This is a genomic window from Streptomyces sp. NPDC050508, from assembly GCF_040655155.1.
Taxonomy (GTDB): Bacteria; Actinomycetota; Actinomycetes; order Streptomycetales; family Streptomycetaceae; genus Streptomyces.
In genome coordinates, this window is record NZ_JBFAJJ010000001.1 from 842,099 (window position 1) to 858,705 (window position 16,607).

The window sequence follows — 16,607 nt, forward strand, 5'->3', positions numbered from 1 at the left end:
GCACCGTAGCAATACATCCCATGACGTAGGAAGACATGGGATGATTGAATCGGCTGCCGCAACCACGAAAATATCGTCTACTTCGCAGGTCAGAGGCAATCGTGTCCGGCTATTTTCGTTTCAGCTATGGACACGGCGGCGAGCGGTGCCTAAAAATCCATCCCATGTCTGGAGCTGCTGCCGCAGAACAGACATGCCATGCACACATGACGATGGGCGGTTGCCATGACCCCGAAACGACACCCTGGCCTCCCGGCCGCGAAGGCCGGGCACCATGAGTGAACTGATCAGCGCCGTCGACGCGGTCGACGTACGGTTCCCGACCTCTCTGGAACTCGACGGCTCCGACGCGATGAACCCCGAACCCGACTACTCGGCCGCCTATGTGACGATCCGTACGAGCGGCGGCGACGAGGGCCACGGGCTCGCCTTCACCGTGGGGCGCGGCAACGACGTGGAGGTCGCCGCCGTACGTGCGCTGGCCCCGCTGGTGGTCGGCCTGCCGGTGGAAGAGGTCCTGAACGACCTCGGCGGTTTCTCCCGGCGGCTGACCGGCGACAGCCAACTGCGCTGGCTGGGCCCGGAGAAGGGGGCCATCCACATGGCCGCCGCGGCGATCGTGAACGCCGTGTGGGACCTGTACGGCCGCCGTACGGGGAAGCCGGTCTGGCGACTGCTGGCCGAACTGTCCCCGGATCAGCTGGTCGACCTGGTCGACTTCCGCTATCTGCAGGACGCGCTGACCCGCGACGAGGCCCTGGACATCCTGCGCCGCGCCGAACCTGGCCGCGCCGAACGCGCCGCGCATCTGCTGGAGCACGGTTATCCGGCGTACACGACGACACCCGGCTGGCTCGGCTACGACGACGAGAAGCTGGTGCGGCTGTCGAAGGAGGCGGTCGCCGACGGGTTCTCCCAGATCAAACTGAAGGTCGGCGCCGACCGCGCGGACGACGAGCGCCGGATGCGGCTGGCCCGCGAGGCGGTCGGCCCGGACATCAGGATCGCCGTCGACGCCAACCAGGCGTGGGGCGTCCAGCAGGCCATCGACTGGATGCGGGCGCTGGTGCCCTACGACCCGTACTGGATCGAGGAACCCACCTCCCCGGACGACATCCTCGGCCACGCCGCCATCCGCAAGGCGCTGGCGCCGGTGAAGGTGGCCACCGGTGAGCACACCCACAACCAGGTGATGTTCAAGCAGTTGCTCCAGGCCGGCTCGCTCGACATCCTCCAGATGGACGCGAGCCGCACCGCGGGCGTCACCGAGAACGTCGCGATCCTGCTGCTGGCCGCCAAGTTCGGCGTCCCGGTCTGCCCCCACGCCGGCGGGGTCGGCCTGTGCGAGATGGTGCAGCACCTGGCGATGTTCGACTACGTCGCCGTCAGCGGCACCACCGAGAACCGCGTGATCGAGTACGTCGACCATCTGCACGAGCACTTCACCGACCCCGTACGGATCCGGGAAGGCCACTACCTCGCGCCGACCGCCCCCGGTATCAGCGCCGAACTGCACCCGGACTCCGTGGCGGCCCACCGCTACCCCGAGGGCCCGGTGTGGGAAGCGAAGGCCGGGACATGAGCATGAACGAGTTCGCCGGGCTGACCGCGCTGGTCACCGGTGGCGCCTCCGGCATCGGCCTGGCCACCGCTCAGTTGCTCGCCGCACGGGGGGCGCGCGTGGCCTGCCTTGATCTCAAGCCGGACGACGTGCCCGAACCCCTCATCGGCATACAGGCGGACGTGGCCGACGACAGCGGTGTTCAAACGGCCGTCGAGGAGGCCGCGCGTCGGCTCGGGGGCATCGACATCCTCGTCAACAACGCGGGGATCGGCGCCCAGGGCACGATCGAGGACAACACCGACGACGAGTGGCGTCGCGTCTTCGAGGTCAACGTCTTCGGCATGGTGCGGGTGACCCGTGCCGCGCTGCCGCACCTGCGCCGCTCGCACAGCGCGGCCGTCGTCAACACCTGCTCCATCGCGGCCACGGCGGGGCTGCCCGACCGGGCCCTGTACTCGGCCACGAAGGGCGCCGTCCTCTCCCTCACCCGGGCGACCGCCGCCGACCTCGTGCACTCCGGGATCCGCGTCAACTGCGTCAATCCCGGTACCGCCGACACCCCCTGGGTCGGGCGCCTGCTGGACAGCGCCGCCGACCCCGCGGCCGAACGCGCCGCCCTGAACGCCCGTCAGCCCATGGGCCGCCTGGTCAGCGCGGAAGAGGTCGCCGCGGCCATCGCCTACCTGGCGAGTCCGCTCTCCGGCTCCACCACCGGCACCGATCTCGCCGTCGACGGCGGCATGCACGGACTGCGGATCCGCCCGCGCGCCTGAACACGGCTGTCCGGCACACCGCACCGGCAAGGAGATGGAGAAGCTGTTGTCGTTCCGGAGTTGAGGACTGCGTTTTCGGTGGTCGGGCGTAGGGTCGGCGGTCTTGTGGCAGTAGCGGCCTGCTGTGCTGTCGCTGCCCGGGAGGTCGTGGATGCCGTCGGTGGTTGGGCTGTTGGAGCTGCGTACTCGCCGCCCGCCGCCTGGTCCGCTCACGCCCGCAGCGGACGTGAACCGGCTCGGCGTGGGCTCGGCCGACGGCGAGTCGATCCCTGCAGCCGTCGGCTCCGCGTCGCGGCCCACCCTCTCGCGGATCTGTCCGCGCAGCCGGCCCAACCCCAAAGAGCTCGGAACGACCAGCGCCTTCGTCCCTCTGACCCAGCTCATGAGTATCGCTTCCACGAAAGCGACGGGTCAGCACTTCAGGCGAGATACCGACCGAAAACCTCCTGACTGTCAGGAGTGAAGGTCCACTGCTGCAGATTCCGCCGCAGTTCGGACTCGGTCAGCCACCCGTGCCAGGCCACTTCTCCCGGATCGGGGGCGCCGATCTCCGCAAGCTCGGCATCGCACACCCCAAGCCAGTGAGGGCTGAGCCCACCCCGGTTGAGGAACTTGAACCGGAGGCGCACTGTCGCCCGCGCCCCCAACTCCTCACTGAGCTCGCGGGCAGCGGCCTGCTCATAGGACTCGCCGACTCCCGCAGCGCCCCCCACACCGAGTTCGTAGTGCCCCGGGAAACGGGACAGCTGTTCGGCACGCCGGTGAACGAGAAAGCGGCCCTGCCCATCGCGGCACACCACCACGCCAACCCGGTGCAGCCAGCCCTCCCGAACAGCGTCCCGCCGACTGACTACCCCCAGCACACAATCCTGCGCATCAACGCGCTCCACGAGTTCATCCACGACGCACACGATCGCAGGCCCCACTGACATCCGCCCGGAATGCCCGGACAGGCACGCAGTCAACGACCGTCGGACCGACTGACTTGCCGCTTGATGCCGTAGTCAACGAGGTCGCGGATCGGATCGAGTAAAGCCCGGTGGCAGTAAGCCTCCGGCCGGCCGCCCACTCCGCGTCCGTCATGTCCGTCGGATATCTCGGCTGCCGCCACCCGTTGTCGGCGGCGTTTCCGAACCGCGGTCCCCGAACTGACAGTCGCCTGGGCGCTGTCCTTCGGGGCGCGTTTCATCGTCCTCGACGAGCCGACCGCGCTGTTGGACGCCACCGCCACCACCCTGACCAGCTACTTCAAGCGGGCGCAGCTTCACTGAAGCTTGCAGCTGCGGAGCGTCACGGAGTCCGCGTAGGTTTCCGAAGGTCGATCGCCGGTTGCCGGAGAGTCATATGTGGCGCGGTACAGCTCCGTCCTGCCAGAGGTAGAGGTAGCGCAGGAGGGAGATCTCGGCGCCGCGGGCGGATTCTCCAGGTCGGCCTCCGAGAGCTCGCGGACCCCCGCGTAGGCGAATGTCTCGGAGTCGACGTCCTGGCCGCCGAAGTGCCATCCGACCCGATAGCCCAGGCAGGAGACGATGATGTGCGCCAGCCGCCAGGCAATCGTGGTCACCGGCGCAGGCACCGGGCCAGGGGACGCGAAGTCCATCGTCCATTCCCCCGAACCTTCCGACATCGGTGCGGCGGACGTGCCACGAGGGCGGATGCTCCAGCAGTCGCGCACCGGCTCCCAGAAGTACTCCTCATCGGCAAGACACTGCAGCCGCGACCAGTTGGTCCGCGATTCGCTCGCTCCTTGTCATTTCCGCACGCTGCATACAACGGAAACCTGGCTGGGGGCTGCTGTGCCCTTCGGGCCGCGCCGCCGCGAGCGGCTGTTTGACATTGGCAACCCGGTTGGCCGGGCTGGGTTCAATGACCCACATGTGACAGCCTCGACCGATGACATGACGGATGATCAAGACCGCAGACTCCCGCCCGAGACCAGCACGAGTATCCCGAGCGAGCGCCACGCCAGCGGCTCCGACCTGCATGTTCGAAGATGGCGAAGACTCACTGTACGTACGGCGACTTGCCAACCCCACCCATGGTGAGGCGGGCGTCGTGGTCCATGTCCATGTCTTCAAGGGCCAGGGCGTAGTGATGAGCGTGTCCGGCGGGGACCAAGGCGATGCCCCGCTCGGCACGGATCGTCCCGCTCGACTGACGCCGAAGGGCCGGCGCCACACCGTGCGTCGGCTCATGAACAGGCTCACATGACGACCCCGGCGGGAGCCCGGCGGTCGGCCGGGCTCCCGCTTTGTGTGCTGCCCGTTGAGGTGAGCCGGTGTCTAGGACGACACCAGCACCAGGGACCACAGTTGAGAGGAGGCGCCGGTGTACGCCTGCTGGACGATCTGTGCGCCGTCGGTGGTGGCTGCTCCGGAAACGCTGAGGGCGAGGCCCGAGTTGCGGTTCACCAGCTTGTAGTTGGAGCCGACGGCGACCACCTGCCACTGCTGGTCGTTGCCGCTGTTCTGCACCCACTGCACGGCGCTCGCGCCGCTCGACGTGCTGGCCGCCAGGATGCCGAGGGCTCGGCCGCTGTTCTTGTCGAGCAGCGTGCTGTATCCGCTGCCGACATCCGTGACGTGCCACAACTGGTCGGCCGACCCGTTGTCGGTCCACTGGACCACGTTCTGCCCGTCGAGGAGGTCTGCGCCCAACACCCCGAGGGCCTTGCCGCTGTTGACGTTGACGAGCTTGTAGTACGCGCCGGTGGAGTTTCCGAAGTCGATGTCCGCGTAGGAGATCGTGGTTGTCCCGCCGACGATCTCGACTCGGCCCGTGTTGGGGATGTAGGTGAGGCTGCGGCTGTAGGAGGACGCCATCGTCGTGTGCTGCTGCGTCCACGCACCGGTGCTGCTTCCGCCGGCGTTCGTCCAGACGTCCCCGCTGCCTGCGGCGTTGAAGAGGATCCGTCCGTTCGGCATGCGCATGAGCACCGGGCTTCCGCCGCGGGACAAGGCACTGGAGCCCGATGTCACCGAGAGCGAGGTGACGCCGGTGCCTGCGGTGCCGCCCACCGAATAGAAGTGCAGCGGATCGCTGGCGATCTTGTAGCGGACGTTGTCACCGCCACCCCAGTATTCGTAGGTCATCATCCACTTGCCGTCACTGGTCTGGACGACATTGGTCATGCCGGGGCGGCCACCACCGATCTCGCTGTAACCGGACGAATTGGTGACCGTCGTTCCGGAGACATCGACAACCGCGTTGCTCCACGACGAGCTGACGCCGTCCCATGTCCGGTGCGCGAGGATCTGTGTGGCGGGATCCGGAGTTGTGCTGTTGTTCGGATCGAGCGTCGGAACGCCCGTCGACGAGTCGTAGCCGGTGTAGTCGTTCTCGTCGGAGTAGTAGGCGACGAGCTGGTTGTTGTAGACCATCAAGTACGGTTCCCACACGGGGTCGTTCTGGTGGTTCGTGTTCTCGGTGGCCGGGTAGTTCGCGCCGTTGGACCAGCTGCCCGTCGTGATGACGTTGACGACATTCCACGTCGAGCCCGAGTCGGTGCTTGAGTAGAGCGCGATCGCCGTGTTGCTGCGGTCGCCGTCGTGAGTCGGCGTGTAGCTGGAGTTGGTTGCTTTCTGGTCGAGGTAGTTGTAGTCGTCGCCCGATACGACGGTGGCCATCAGCAGTGTGCCGGATGCGAGATTTCCGACTGCCTGGGGCAGCACGTACAGATACGGGTTGGTCCAGTTACTGGTGTACGAGGAGTAGGCGGGGTTCGACGACGCGTACGCCGGTGCCTTGACGTCTGCCAGGTGTTGCCAGGTCGTGCCATTGTCGTCGCTCTTGTACAACGGCATTGTCTGGCCGTCGGCCGAACCCGAGGCGGCCACCGTCGACTTTTCGAACGCCGCGACGAGCCGTCCGCTCGGCAGCGCGGCCGTTTTCGGGTACAGGGCACAGTTGTTGGTGGCCTTCGTGCAGGATGCCGTGCTCGGGAGCTGGTAGAGGGTGGCGGGTGTCGGTGTGGACGCCTGCGCAGGCATCGCGAAGGTCCACAGCGTCGCGGCTATGGCCAGAACGAGGATCAAAGCTCTACGCGGATGTCTTGTGTCTTTCATCTTTCCTCCCGAAAAGATAGACAAGATCGGATCTTGGAGTCCGGAGCGGGCCGGGATCCGTATGCCGGCGCGGGTTTGTCTTCCCCTGGTCCTTTTGGAGCGTCCCGTCCGTGCCGCGGCAAGGGGAAGCCAAATGTTCCAGTCGCGGAATGAGCCTGCGGATCGGCGCAGTCGAGTCGAGCCCTGGGGTGTCAGTTTCCCTGGTTGGCGAATGGGCGAATTCACGGCTTAGGGCGTACGCATGCGTCCACCGCTCTGCTGTATGCGCTCGTCGCGCGCGATTCCGCCGAGGGTGCGCAGTGCGTGAATTCCGAAGGCAGTCGAGCGATCTGTCCGCGACAGCTGTTCCCAGAGGAAGGCAGCGTTGCGGTTTCCTCAACTGTTGGCAGTGACAGGGGAATCACTGATGTCACATCGCTGTCGGTGCTTTCGCGGACGGCGCGGACCGGATGGGTGGCGGTCCGTTCAAAAGAGGCAGGCAGTGTGCCATTCCGGCTGCGGTTGTAACGCAGTTCCAGTGCCTTCGTGCCGTCGCGAACAAGGCAACCCCTTCACCTCCTTTGAACTCCCCGACGGGGAACGGGGATGGGCCAATTATTCGGGCGTGGGGCATCCGTGTCACCAGCGCGTTTCGAAAGTGTTTCGCAGAGGGGCGGTTCGTTGAGTATTGACGTGTCGGCGCGGCGGCTCGACAGCTCCGGGCGGTGGTCCGAAGACGGAAGACAGCCCAGGCACAAGCGGCCCGCGTCTCTACTTCCGTTTCTCCCTCGAACTCTGCGGCAGTGCGCCCTCTTTCCTGTCGTAGGGAGAGCCGGTGCTGTCCATCTGTCTCCAGGCCGGGAAGATCACCGGGCACAGTGTGGCGAGCAGATACACACCGCCGACCGTGATGAGCGTGGAGGGCAGTCCGACCGAATCCACGAGGAAGCCTGCGGCCAGTCCGCCCAGCGGAGTGACCAGTTGGACCGAGGCTGTTGTCGCGCTCAGCACGCGGCTGCGGAGTTCCTCCGGCACCGTCTCGTACGTCACTGTGGCCATGATGGGGTTGAGCACGCCGCAGGCGAGGCCCTCGACCGCCATGATCGCGGCCAGCGGCGTGAAGGTGTCGGTGAAGGCGGCCACCACGAAGCGCGGCAGGCCCACGATGAGAAACGCGATCGTGAACACGGGCCACCGCCGAAAGCGGCTGCCCACCGCCCCGTAGACGAGCGCCCCCGCGAGTGCGCAGATGCCGAACGCCGCGTTCAGCAGACCGAGATCGATGGAACCATCAAGCTCCTCACGGGCATCCACGGGGAGGAGCACGGCGCTCCATCCCTGGTCGAGGCCCCTGGTGACCAGGGTCATCAGGCACAGGCTCAGCAGTAACGGCGTGGCCGCCACGAAGCGGAAGCCTTCCGCGAGTTCACGACGGTAGGCGCGCAGCGACGCCGGCTCGACCCGCCGTCGGGCTTGTGCCTCAGGCAGGCCGCGCACCCCGAACGCGAACAGCGGCGCGGCCACGGCGAAGGTCGCGGCATCCACCAACAGGACGTTCTCGGCTCCGAGTCCGGCGATCAGTACGCCTCCGAGAGCGGATCCGGTCAGTGCCGCGCAGCGTGCCGCACCGTCGTACAGTCCGGCAGCCCTGGTCAGCGGCATTCCGGCGCGTTCGGCGAGCGTGGGCAACAGCACGCCGCGGGCGGTTTCACCCGGCGAACGGCACAGCCCTGTCATCGCCATCAGCACGCACAGCATCCAGAAATGCAGGATGCCGGCGAACTGCAGCAGCGGGATCGCCGCAACTGCGATCCCGCAGGCGAGATCCGAGGCGACACTCACCCGCCGTCGCCCGATCCGGTCGATGACCGGACCGCCGACGAGCGCGGCGAGCACCACAGGCAGCAGCGTGCAGAACGCGACGATCCCCACCTTGGTGGCGCTGCCCGTGCTCTGCAGCACGAACCACGGCACGCCCATGTACGTGAGGCAATTCCCGGTGATCGAAACGAGGTTGGCGGCAAGAACCGCCGTCAGGGGACGGCGATCACCCGTCAAGAAGTCTTCGGGCACGACGGTGGTCTCCCATGAGGGAAAGCGCCCACCGTGAACGAAGGAGTCAGCCGGTGGGCGAAGCGAAGTGGTCGGCGTCTGGCGCGCACAGCGAGGCGCACCGCGATGCGGTGTTCACAAGCAGCGCCTCCAACACTTCGCCGGGATGACCACCCGGCACCTCCACGCATTGTCACTTCGGGCACCGGTCCTCCGCAACGGCGATGCCGTTCGCAAGGGGCGCTCGCAGAGGGAGTCGAGGAAGAGCGGTTGCATCACGACGTGACGCCGGTCCTCGGCTTGGAGGAACCGGACCCCTACCGTCCTGCGGGGGCGCACCGGATCCCTCATCCCGACCGATCCGAGAAGTCCGTGTCGGTCGGGCGGGGCCGCTGCCTTGTCGGCCTGACCAGACCGGTCTCGTAGGCGAACACGACGGCCTGGACGCGCGCGCGGGCGCCGATCTTGGCGAGGATGCTGCTGATGTGGCTTTTGACTGTGGTCGGGGCTATCGAGAGCCGTTCGGCGATCTCCCTGCTGCTCCAGCCGGAGGCGAGAGCGGCTAGCACCTCGCATTCGCGCTCGCTGAGATGAGACAGCCTGTGTCTGCGTTCGGTGAGGTCGGCCCGACTCTGCTCACGGACCGCGTCGACGAGTGCGCGGGTGAGGTGGGGAGACAGGACGGCACCTCCGAGCGCGATGGTGCGGAGGGCCGCTGTCAGCTCGTGGGGGAGGGCGTCCTTGAGGAGGAGTCCGTCGGCACCGGCGCGCAGGGCGGCGCAGGCGGACTCGTCGGCGTCGAAGGGGGTGAGTATCAGTACCCGCGGGGGAGTCCTGCCTGGCCCGTCAGTGTCCGGTGCCATGGGACCCTCGTCGGGCCGGCTGATGCGATGTATCGCCTGAATGTGCTTCTCGTCCGGCCGGCCCATGTCCATGAGGACGACGTCAGGTCGGAGTGTGTCGGAGAGTCGGACTGCCTGGGCGTAGGCGGTCGCCTCGCCCACGATCGTGAGGTCGGGCTGGGCTTCCAGGAACATCCGCAGGCCGAGGCGTTGCAGAGCCTGGTCGTTGACGATGAGTACGGTGGTCATGCGGGTGTTCTCCCGGCGGACCTGGCCCTGGAGGCGTTCGGTCGGCGATGGTCGGGGCGGGGACGGTGTGTGGGGGGCGAGGGCCCGGCCACGGATCTCGGGACGTTCCGGATCGTGGCCAGGCCCTTCACCCGCACCGGACGCCTGTCCCCACGGACGACCGATGCGGACCGGACGCGCGCTCCGCTTGAGTACGCGCGACCGGAGTCGCGGGGCGCAGGAGGCAGAAGGCCGGGGTGGCCTGCCGGATGGCCTCACTGCTGTCGGACTGTCGTGTCCTCAGCTCTTGACGGTGCTCAGGACCGCGGTGGCCATGCCTTGTTCGCCCCGTTCGTTGGGGTGGACCATGGCGGCGGGGCTGCTGGGCTTGAGGGGTTCGATCCAGCGGGTGGCCGCCGGGGAGCAGGCGTCGTGGCCGGCGGACGGTGTGAAGGTGTCGACGTACGTGGCTCCCGCGGCTCGCGCGCGTTCGCCGAGCATGGTGTTGAGCTCCTGTTGCTTCTCGCGCAGGAACGTGACGTCGCCGGGAGCGATGGGCAGGCCACGACCGCAGCGTGTGCCTTTGGCGGGCAGGATCGACGGGTAGCCGACGACGTAGACCCGGGCTTCGGGCGCACGGCGTTGGATTTCGTTCAGTGCGCGGGTGAGGCGGTCGCCCGCGGTGCTGATCTTCTGGGCCACCTTGTCGGTGCCGCCGGAGGTGTACTTCTCCTCGCAGGGTGCCTTGTCGGTGATGTCCGTGACGCGCTCGGCCAGTTTGAAGAGCGTTCCGGTGCCGACGCACTTGGTGATCATCGAGCTGAAGCCGATGTCGTTGCCGCCGATGCCGAGCGTGACCAGCCGCGTGTCGGTGCTCAGCGCGGAGAACTGTGCGGGGTTGGTGCCGTTGCCGGTGGACTGAGGGGTGGTGAGGTCGGAGATGGTGGCGCCACTGCAGCTGACGTCACGGAAGTCGTCAGCCTTCAGGCCGAGTTCCTTGGCGACCAGGGCCGGGTAGTTGCGGCCGGAGCGGTCACAGCCGGCCGGAGTGCTGGTCTGAGGAGGGATCTTGGGGCCCGAGGTGTACGAGTCGCCGAGTGCGACGTACGGCCCCTTGGACATCTCCTTGTTGTTGCTCTGGGTGCTCTTGTTGCTGCTGTCGGAGCCCTGTCCGATGCTGACGGCGGTGACCAGTACCCCGCAGGCAAGGGCCACGCCCATGCCGGTTCGTGCCAACGGTCCCATTGCTGTGTCCTGTTCTTCGTTGTGGATGCTGGGTTGCGGGGACGTGTCGGTACACAAGGAGCGGTGTCGGTGCGGCCCTTGGGGAGCGGGTGAGCGGGGCGGGGCGGTTTACGACGGGCGGACGAGTCCGGTGTCGTAGGCGAAGATGACGGCCTGCACGCGGTCGCGGGCGTCGATCTTGGTGAGGATGCGGCCGATGTGGGATTTGATCGTGGATTCGGCGAGGTGGAGACGCTCGGCGATCTCCTGGTTCGTCCAGCCGGTGGCCATGGCGGTGAGGACTTCGCACTCGCGTTGGGTCAGGTCGTCGAGGCGGCGCTGCTGCTGCGGACTGTGCCCGGGGAGGCGGTCGCTGAAGGCGTCGATCAGTTTGCGGGTGAGGCCGGGGGAGATGACGGCGTCGCCGGCGGCCACGGCCCGGACCCCGGCGACGAGTTCGTCGGGCTGGGCGTCCTTGAGCAGGAAGCCGCTGGCTCCGGCACGCAGGGCGTCGTAGGCGTATTCGTCGAGGTCGAAGGTCGTCAGCACCAGGATGCGTGAACGGCCGCCGGACTCCACGATGCGGCGGGTGGCCTCGATGCCGTCCATGCCGGGCATCCGGACGTCCATGAGGACGACGTCGGGCCGGAGTTCGGCGGTCATACGGACCGCTTCACCGCCGTTGGTGGCCTCGCCGACGACGTTCATGTCGGACTGGGCCTCCAGGAGCATGTTGAAGCCCATGCGTTGCAGGGCCTGGTCGTCGACGATGAGGACGGTGGTCATGAGGGGTGCTTCTCCGGGGAGTTGGGCTGCGGGCTGGGGACGAGGAGGGCGCGGACGGACCAGCCGCCGTGAGCGTTGGGGCCTGCGGTGACGGTGCCCTGGTAGAGGGCGGCGCGTTCGCGCATGCCGACCAGGCCACGCCCGCCGCCCGCGCGGGGACGGTTCGCCGAGGGTGTGCGGGACGGGCCGGTGTCCTCGACGGTGACGCGCACGGCGTCCGGTTCGGCGGTGAGGGACACCTGGACCGAGGTGTCGGGGGCGGCGTACTTGACGGTGTTGGTCAGGGCCTCCTGGATGATGCGGTAGACGGAGAGCTGGATCCCGGGCGGCAGGTCGGTGAGGCTGCCGCGGGCGTCCAGGGTGACGGTGGGACCGGCGGCGCGGACGCGGTCCAGCAGCGAGTCGAGGTCGGTCAGGCCGGGCTGCGGGGCGAGCGGCATGTCGCCCGGCCGGTCGTCCTCCTCGCCGATGACGGAGAGCAGGCGGCGCAGTTCGGCCAGTGCGTCACGGCCGCTGGTGCTGATGATGCGGAGAGTCTGGGCTCCACGTTCCGGCTTCTTTTCGGTGAGGGCGGCGGCGCCGTCGGCGAGGCCGACGATGACGGCGAGGGTGTGGCCGAGGATGTCGTGCATCTCCCGGGAGACCCGGGCACGTTCCTGAGCTATGGCGAGGCGGGCCTGCTGGTCGCGTTCCTTCCGCAGGGCGTCGATGTAGGCACTGGCCAGTCGGCTGAGCAGACCCAGCGCGGCGAACGCCGCCATCGCGGTCATGGCCAACAGGGTCACGACCTCGGGGCGTGTGGCGTGTTCCAGCTGACCGCCCCTCCAGAAGACGGCGGCCCATACTCCGAGCTGCACGGTGGTGATGCCGACGGCGAGAGCGAGCTGCCGGGGGGTGCTGTAGCGGCCGACGTTGAACAGGGCCACGACCCGTGCGGACTCGGCCCCGGTCAGTACCCCCAGGGGGAGGGCCAGCACGGAGGCGGCCGTGGTCAGGGCGAAGACCAGCATGGGCCGGCGTTCCCGCCACAGGAGGGGGAGGGTGAACGCGACGATGAGCGCCAGCTGCGCCGGGACGTCGCCGGTGTTGTAGGGGTTGAGGTAGGAGTTGATGCCGAGCGCGGCGCAGAAGGCCGGTACCCCCCAGTACCGGACCTTGGGATGGGCCCGGTCGGCCCGTCGCAGCGCGGCCAGCCGGAAGATGACCGAGGCGATCACACGCTGTTCGGAATCGCTGGTCAGGGTCTCCAGGACCCGGCGGTCGTCCGGGCCGGGGGCCGCGGGGGCGCTCGGTGTGGTCACGGGGGTCCTTCACGGGTCGGGAGGCCGCCCGCCGGTCCCGGGGGATTGGACCGGCGGGCGGGGCTGGGGAATCGGCCGGTGGGAGGTGGCCGATCCGGTCAGTGGTCGAACAGCGGCCGACAGTGGTCGCTGCTGCGACGTGTCTCCGTCAGCTCTTACGGAACAGTTTGTTCCGCAGCCCCCTCGTCGGCGTTGCTTTCGGCTCGGCCGTGTCGGCCGACGGGGCGGCGTCGCCTTCGTTCGCGCGGCGCTGTCCGAGACCGGGCAGTCCCGGGATCCTTCCACGCCGGTGCCGGGGAAGCGGTGACGCGAAGACCGTCGTGTCCGAGGCGTCGGCGCCGGAGCCGCCGGTGAGGACGGACGGGGCAGCGTGGTTGCCCGAGCCCTGGTGGCCACCCGCGGGTACGCCGGCGAATACGGGTTCGGGCGCGGTGCTCGTCTCCTCGGCGGCCAGGGCCTGGCGGAGCTTCTCACCCTCGACGTCCACGTTGGGCATGATCCGGTCCAGCCACTTGGGCAGGGCCCAGGCGCGGCGCCCGAGCAGGGTCATGACCGCCGGGACGATGGTCATACGGACCACGAAGGCGTCGAAGAACACTGCGGAGCCGAGGCCGAGGCCGATGGACTTGATGAGCGCCACGTCGTCGAGGAGGAAGCCGGAGAACACCGAGACCATGATGATCGCCGCTGCGGTGACCACGCGGGCGCTGTGCCGGAAGCCCTGGACGATCGCCTGTGTGGGTTCGGCTCCGTGGACGTACTCCTCCCGCATCCGGGTGACGAGGAAGACCTCGTAGTCCATGGCGAGTCCGAAGACCACGCCGATCAGCAGGATGGGCAGGACGCTCACGATGGGCGCGGTCTCCTGGATGCCGAAGAGGCCCTTCAGCCAGCCCCACTGGAAGACGGCGACCACGACGCCGAGCGTGGCGCCCACGCTGAGGAGGAAGCCGAGGGCTGCCTTGAGCGGGACCAGGATCGAGCGGAAGACCAGCAGGAGCAGGATCAGCGCCAGGCCGACCACGATCGCCAGGTAGGGGATGAGAGCCTGGCCGAGCTTGGTGGAGACGTCGATGTTGACGGCGGTGGTGCCGGTCACCATCAGGTCGGCACCCGTGTCCTTGTGCAACGTGCTGCTCTGGGCGCGGATGTCCTTGACCAGGTCCTTGGTGGCCTGGCTGCTCGGCGCGCTCTTCGGGATGGCCCCGATCAGGGCCACGTCGCCGGACTCGTTGAACGCGGCGTCGCGCACCGTGGCGACGTCGGGCAGCTTCTTGATCCGCGCCACGGCGTCCGCGGCGGCGGCCTTCGGGTCCTTGCTGTCACGGGCGTCGACGACCACGGTCAGGGGACCGTTGAAGCCGGGGCCGAAGCCCTTGCTGAGGGTGTCGTAGGCGACGCGCTGGGTGCTGTCGGGAGACTTCATGGAGTCGTCGGGCAGGGCAAGGCGCAGGGACATGGCAGGGATGGTCAGCAGGCCCAGGCCGATCACCGCGACCGCGAGGACCTTGACCGGGTTGCGGGTGACGAAGCGCGCCCAGCGCACACCCATGGCCTCGCCCTCGCCGCGTTCCTCCAGGGCGTGCATGCGGCGGCTGAGGAGCTTGCCCTTCATGATCCGTGTCCCGGCGAAGCCCAGCATCGCGGGCAGCAGGGTCAGCGCGATGAGCACGGCGACAGCGACCGCGAAGGCGGAGGCCAGGCCCATCGAGGAGAGCATCTTGATGCCGATGACGCTCAGACCCGCCAGCGCGATGATCACGGTGAGGCCGGCGAAGACGACGGCGGATCCGGCGGTGCCCAGGGCCCGCCCGGCGGCTTCTTCCGGATCATGGCCGTCGCGGATCTCGTTGCGGTAGCGGGAGACGATGAACAGGGCGTAGTCGATGGCGACCGCCAGACCCAGCATCAGAGCCAGTGTCGAGGCGGCCGAGGCCATGTCCACGAACGAGGTGGCGATGGTGATGCACATGACGGCCACACCCACGCCGAGGATCGCGGTGAGCAGCGGGAGTCCGGCCGCGATCAGCGAGCCGAAGGTGATCACCAGAACGACCGCGGCGACCGCGAGACCGATCAGTTCGGCGGCCTTGCTGGCCGCCTTGTCCTCGACCGCGTCACCGCCCATGCTGACCGTCAGTCCGGCCTTCTCGCCCTCCGCGGAGACCTTGTTCAGGGCCTCGTGCGCGGCGCTGCTGACGTCGGACTTGGCGACCTTGTAGGACACCTGGGTGTAGGCGATGGAGCCCGACTTGCTGACCAGACCACTGGTGAACGGGTCGGAGACGCTCGCCACCTGCGGCGACGCCTTCAACTCGGCCACCAGCGAGGTGATTTCCGCCTTGTTGGCGGCGGAGGTGAGCTTCTGGCCGGAAGGGGCCTCGAAGACGACCCGGGCGGTGGCGCCGGAGGCGGAGGCCTGCGGGAACTCCTTCTGCAGCAGGTCGATGGCCTTCTGGGACTGCGTGCCGGGCAGCGTGAAGCTGTCCGAGGTGGAGCCGGTGGAACTCATGGCGCCGATGCCTACGGCGGCCAGGACGGCGATCCACAACATCAGGAACAGGCGTCGTCGCCGGAAGGCGAGCCGTCCCAGTCGATAGAGGAAGGTGGCCACGGGGTACTCCCACCAGGAGAAGAGATCATTACGTGAGCAGGGCCTGATCGACCCTTGATCTCAAGCTAGGTGCGGTTTTCCGCGCTCCCTGCCCCCTGTGGCACCGAATCGACAGGCCGCGATTAGTACCGCAGGACTAATGCCCCTCTCCTGAAAACGCGGCCATCGGCCGTGCTCCGGTCAGTCGGGAACGGTGACCACCACCCTGCCCCGCCCGCCCGCGTCGACCCGTTCGTGGGCCTTGGCGATGTCCTCCAGCGGATAGCGGTCCGCGACGTCGACGGTGAGGGCGCCGGCCGCGGCGGCTGCGGTCAGATCACGGGCGGCCTGACGCTTCGCCACGGCGGGGAAGTCGTCACTGCCGAGCAGCCGCAGGGTGACGTTGTTGAACAGCAGGGGCCAGAAGGGGAGTTCGGTACGGTCGGCGTGGGTGCCGTAGGCGGCGATGACGGCATCGAGCGCGGTGACCGCGTTGTCGAGGTCGGCGTTGGCCGACAGGGACACCTCGACGACGCGGTGGACACCGCCCGGCGCGTACGAGCGGATCGCTGCCGCCGGGTCGGCCGAATCCAGGGCGACGGCGTGGGAGACGGCGGTCGCGTCGACGTGGGCGAGGTCGTCGCCGCGGCGGACGGTGCCGATGACGGTGGCGCCGCCCCAGCGGGCGAGCTGGGCGGCCAGGGAGCCGACGCCGCCGAGCACACCGTGGACGAGGACGATCCGGCCGTCGACCGGGCCGTCCGCGAAAACGGCGCGGTGAGCGGTGATGCCCGGGATGCCCAGACTCGCGCCGAGCTCGTCGGCGAGGTGATCGGGAAGTCGTACGGCCTGCTGATCGGGTACGACGGTGTACTGGGCGGCGGTGCCGAAGGGCCGGTAGGACTGGGCGCCGTACACCCACACCCGCTCTCCCACGCGGTGGGCGTCGATGCCGTCGCCCACTTCGTCGATGACGCCGGCGGCGTCGCTGTGCGGGACGACCCTCGGATACGGCATCGAGGAGCCCAGCCAGCCACGCCGCTTCTTGGTGTCGCCGGGATTGACGCCCGAGACGGTCACGCGGACCCGCACCTCGCCGGGGCCGGGGTGGGGGTCGGGCAGTTCACCGACGTGCAGGACATCGGCGGCGGAGCCCTGCCGGTCGTACCAGGACGCGAGCATGGATGTGCCTCCGGGGTCT

Annotated in this window: 11 protein-coding genes and 1 pseudogene; 2 read left to right on the forward strand and 10 right to left on the reverse strand. The window is 68.3% G+C overall.

The window, feature by feature from the left end; genetic code table 11:
* Nucleotides 1-274: 274 nt before the first annotated feature.
* Together AB0I69_RS03835 and AB0I69_RS03840 are read left to right on the forward strand one after the other, a co-directional pair.
* Nucleotides 275-1,582, forward strand: coding sequence for an L-fuconate dehydratase (locus tag AB0I69_RS03835; RefSeq protein WP_363093892.1), 1,308 nt, complete (start codon nt 275-277; stop codon nt 1,580-1,582).
* Nucleotides 1,583-1,584: 2 nt separating this feature from the next.
* Entirely contained in the window at nt 1,585-2,337 is a 753-nt protein-coding gene (locus tag AB0I69_RS03840; protein WP_363094163.1) for an SDR family oxidoreductase, read from the forward strand.
* 419 nt (nt 2,338-2,756) lie between these two features.
* Here the strand turns inward: AB0I69_RS03840 and AB0I69_RS03845 are convergent, their stop codons facing one another.
* The 10 genes and pseudogenes from AB0I69_RS03845 to AB0I69_RS03890 form a co-directional block, all read right to left on the reverse strand.
* Entirely contained in the window at nt 2,757-3,269 is a 513-nt protein-coding gene (locus AB0I69_RS03845; protein WP_363093893.1) for an NUDIX domain-containing protein, read from the reverse strand.
* 408 nt (nt 3,270-3,677) lie between these two features.
* A pseudogene (locus AB0I69_RS03850) lies at nt 3,678-4,091 on the reverse strand (DinB family protein).
* Nucleotides 4,092-4,619: 528 nt separating this feature from the next.
* Complete coding sequence (locus AB0I69_RS03855) at nt 4,620-6,401, reverse strand: RICIN domain-containing protein (protein WP_363093895.1); 1,782 nt, start codon at nt 6,399-6,401, stop codon at nt 4,620-4,622.
* A gap of 750 nt (nt 6,402-7,151) precedes the next feature.
* Nucleotides 7,152-8,453: an MFS transporter gene (locus AB0I69_RS03860; RefSeq protein ID WP_363093896.1), complete on the reverse strand. Its 1,302-nt coding sequence runs from the start codon at nt 8,451-8,453 to the stop codon at nt 7,152-7,154.
* A 326-nt stretch (nt 8,454-8,779) separates the two neighbouring features.
* A complete protein-coding gene (locus tag AB0I69_RS03865; RefSeq protein WP_363093898.1) occupies nt 8,780-9,523 on the reverse strand; it encodes a response regulator transcription factor in 744 nt (247 codons plus the stop codon).
* Nucleotides 9,524-9,802: 279 nt separating this feature from the next.
* The gene (locus AB0I69_RS03870) at nt 9,803-10,747 is read right to left on the reverse strand and encodes an SGNH/GDSL hydrolase family protein (protein ID WP_363093900.1); all 945 of its coding nucleotides are present in this window, start codon (nt 10,745-10,747) and stop codon (nt 9,803-9,805) included.
* A 108-nt stretch (nt 10,748-10,855) separates the two neighbouring features.
* The gene (locus AB0I69_RS03875; protein WP_043666117.1) at nt 10,856-11,512 is read right to left on the reverse strand and encodes a response regulator transcription factor; all 657 of its coding nucleotides are present in this window, start codon (nt 11,510-11,512) and stop codon (nt 10,856-10,858) included.
* Nucleotides 11,509-12,813, reverse strand: coding sequence for a histidine kinase (locus AB0I69_RS03880; RefSeq protein ID WP_363093903.1), 1,305 nt, complete (start codon nt 12,811-12,813; stop codon nt 11,509-11,511). The genes AB0I69_RS03875 and AB0I69_RS03880 overlap by 4 nt, the downstream gene beginning before the upstream one ends.
* A gap of 148 nt (nt 12,814-12,961) precedes the next feature.
* On the reverse strand, nt 12,962-15,427 hold the full coding sequence (locus AB0I69_RS03885) for an MMPL family transporter (protein ID WP_363093905.1): 2,466 nt from the start codon (nt 15,425-15,427) through the stop codon (nt 12,962-12,964).
* A 180-nt stretch (nt 15,428-15,607) separates the two neighbouring features.
* Nucleotides 15,608-16,588: an NADPH:quinone reductase gene (locus tag AB0I69_RS03890; protein WP_363093906.1), complete on the reverse strand. Its 981-nt coding sequence runs from the start codon at nt 16,586-16,588 to the stop codon at nt 15,608-15,610.
* Nucleotides 16,589-16,607: the final 19 nt, after the last annotated feature.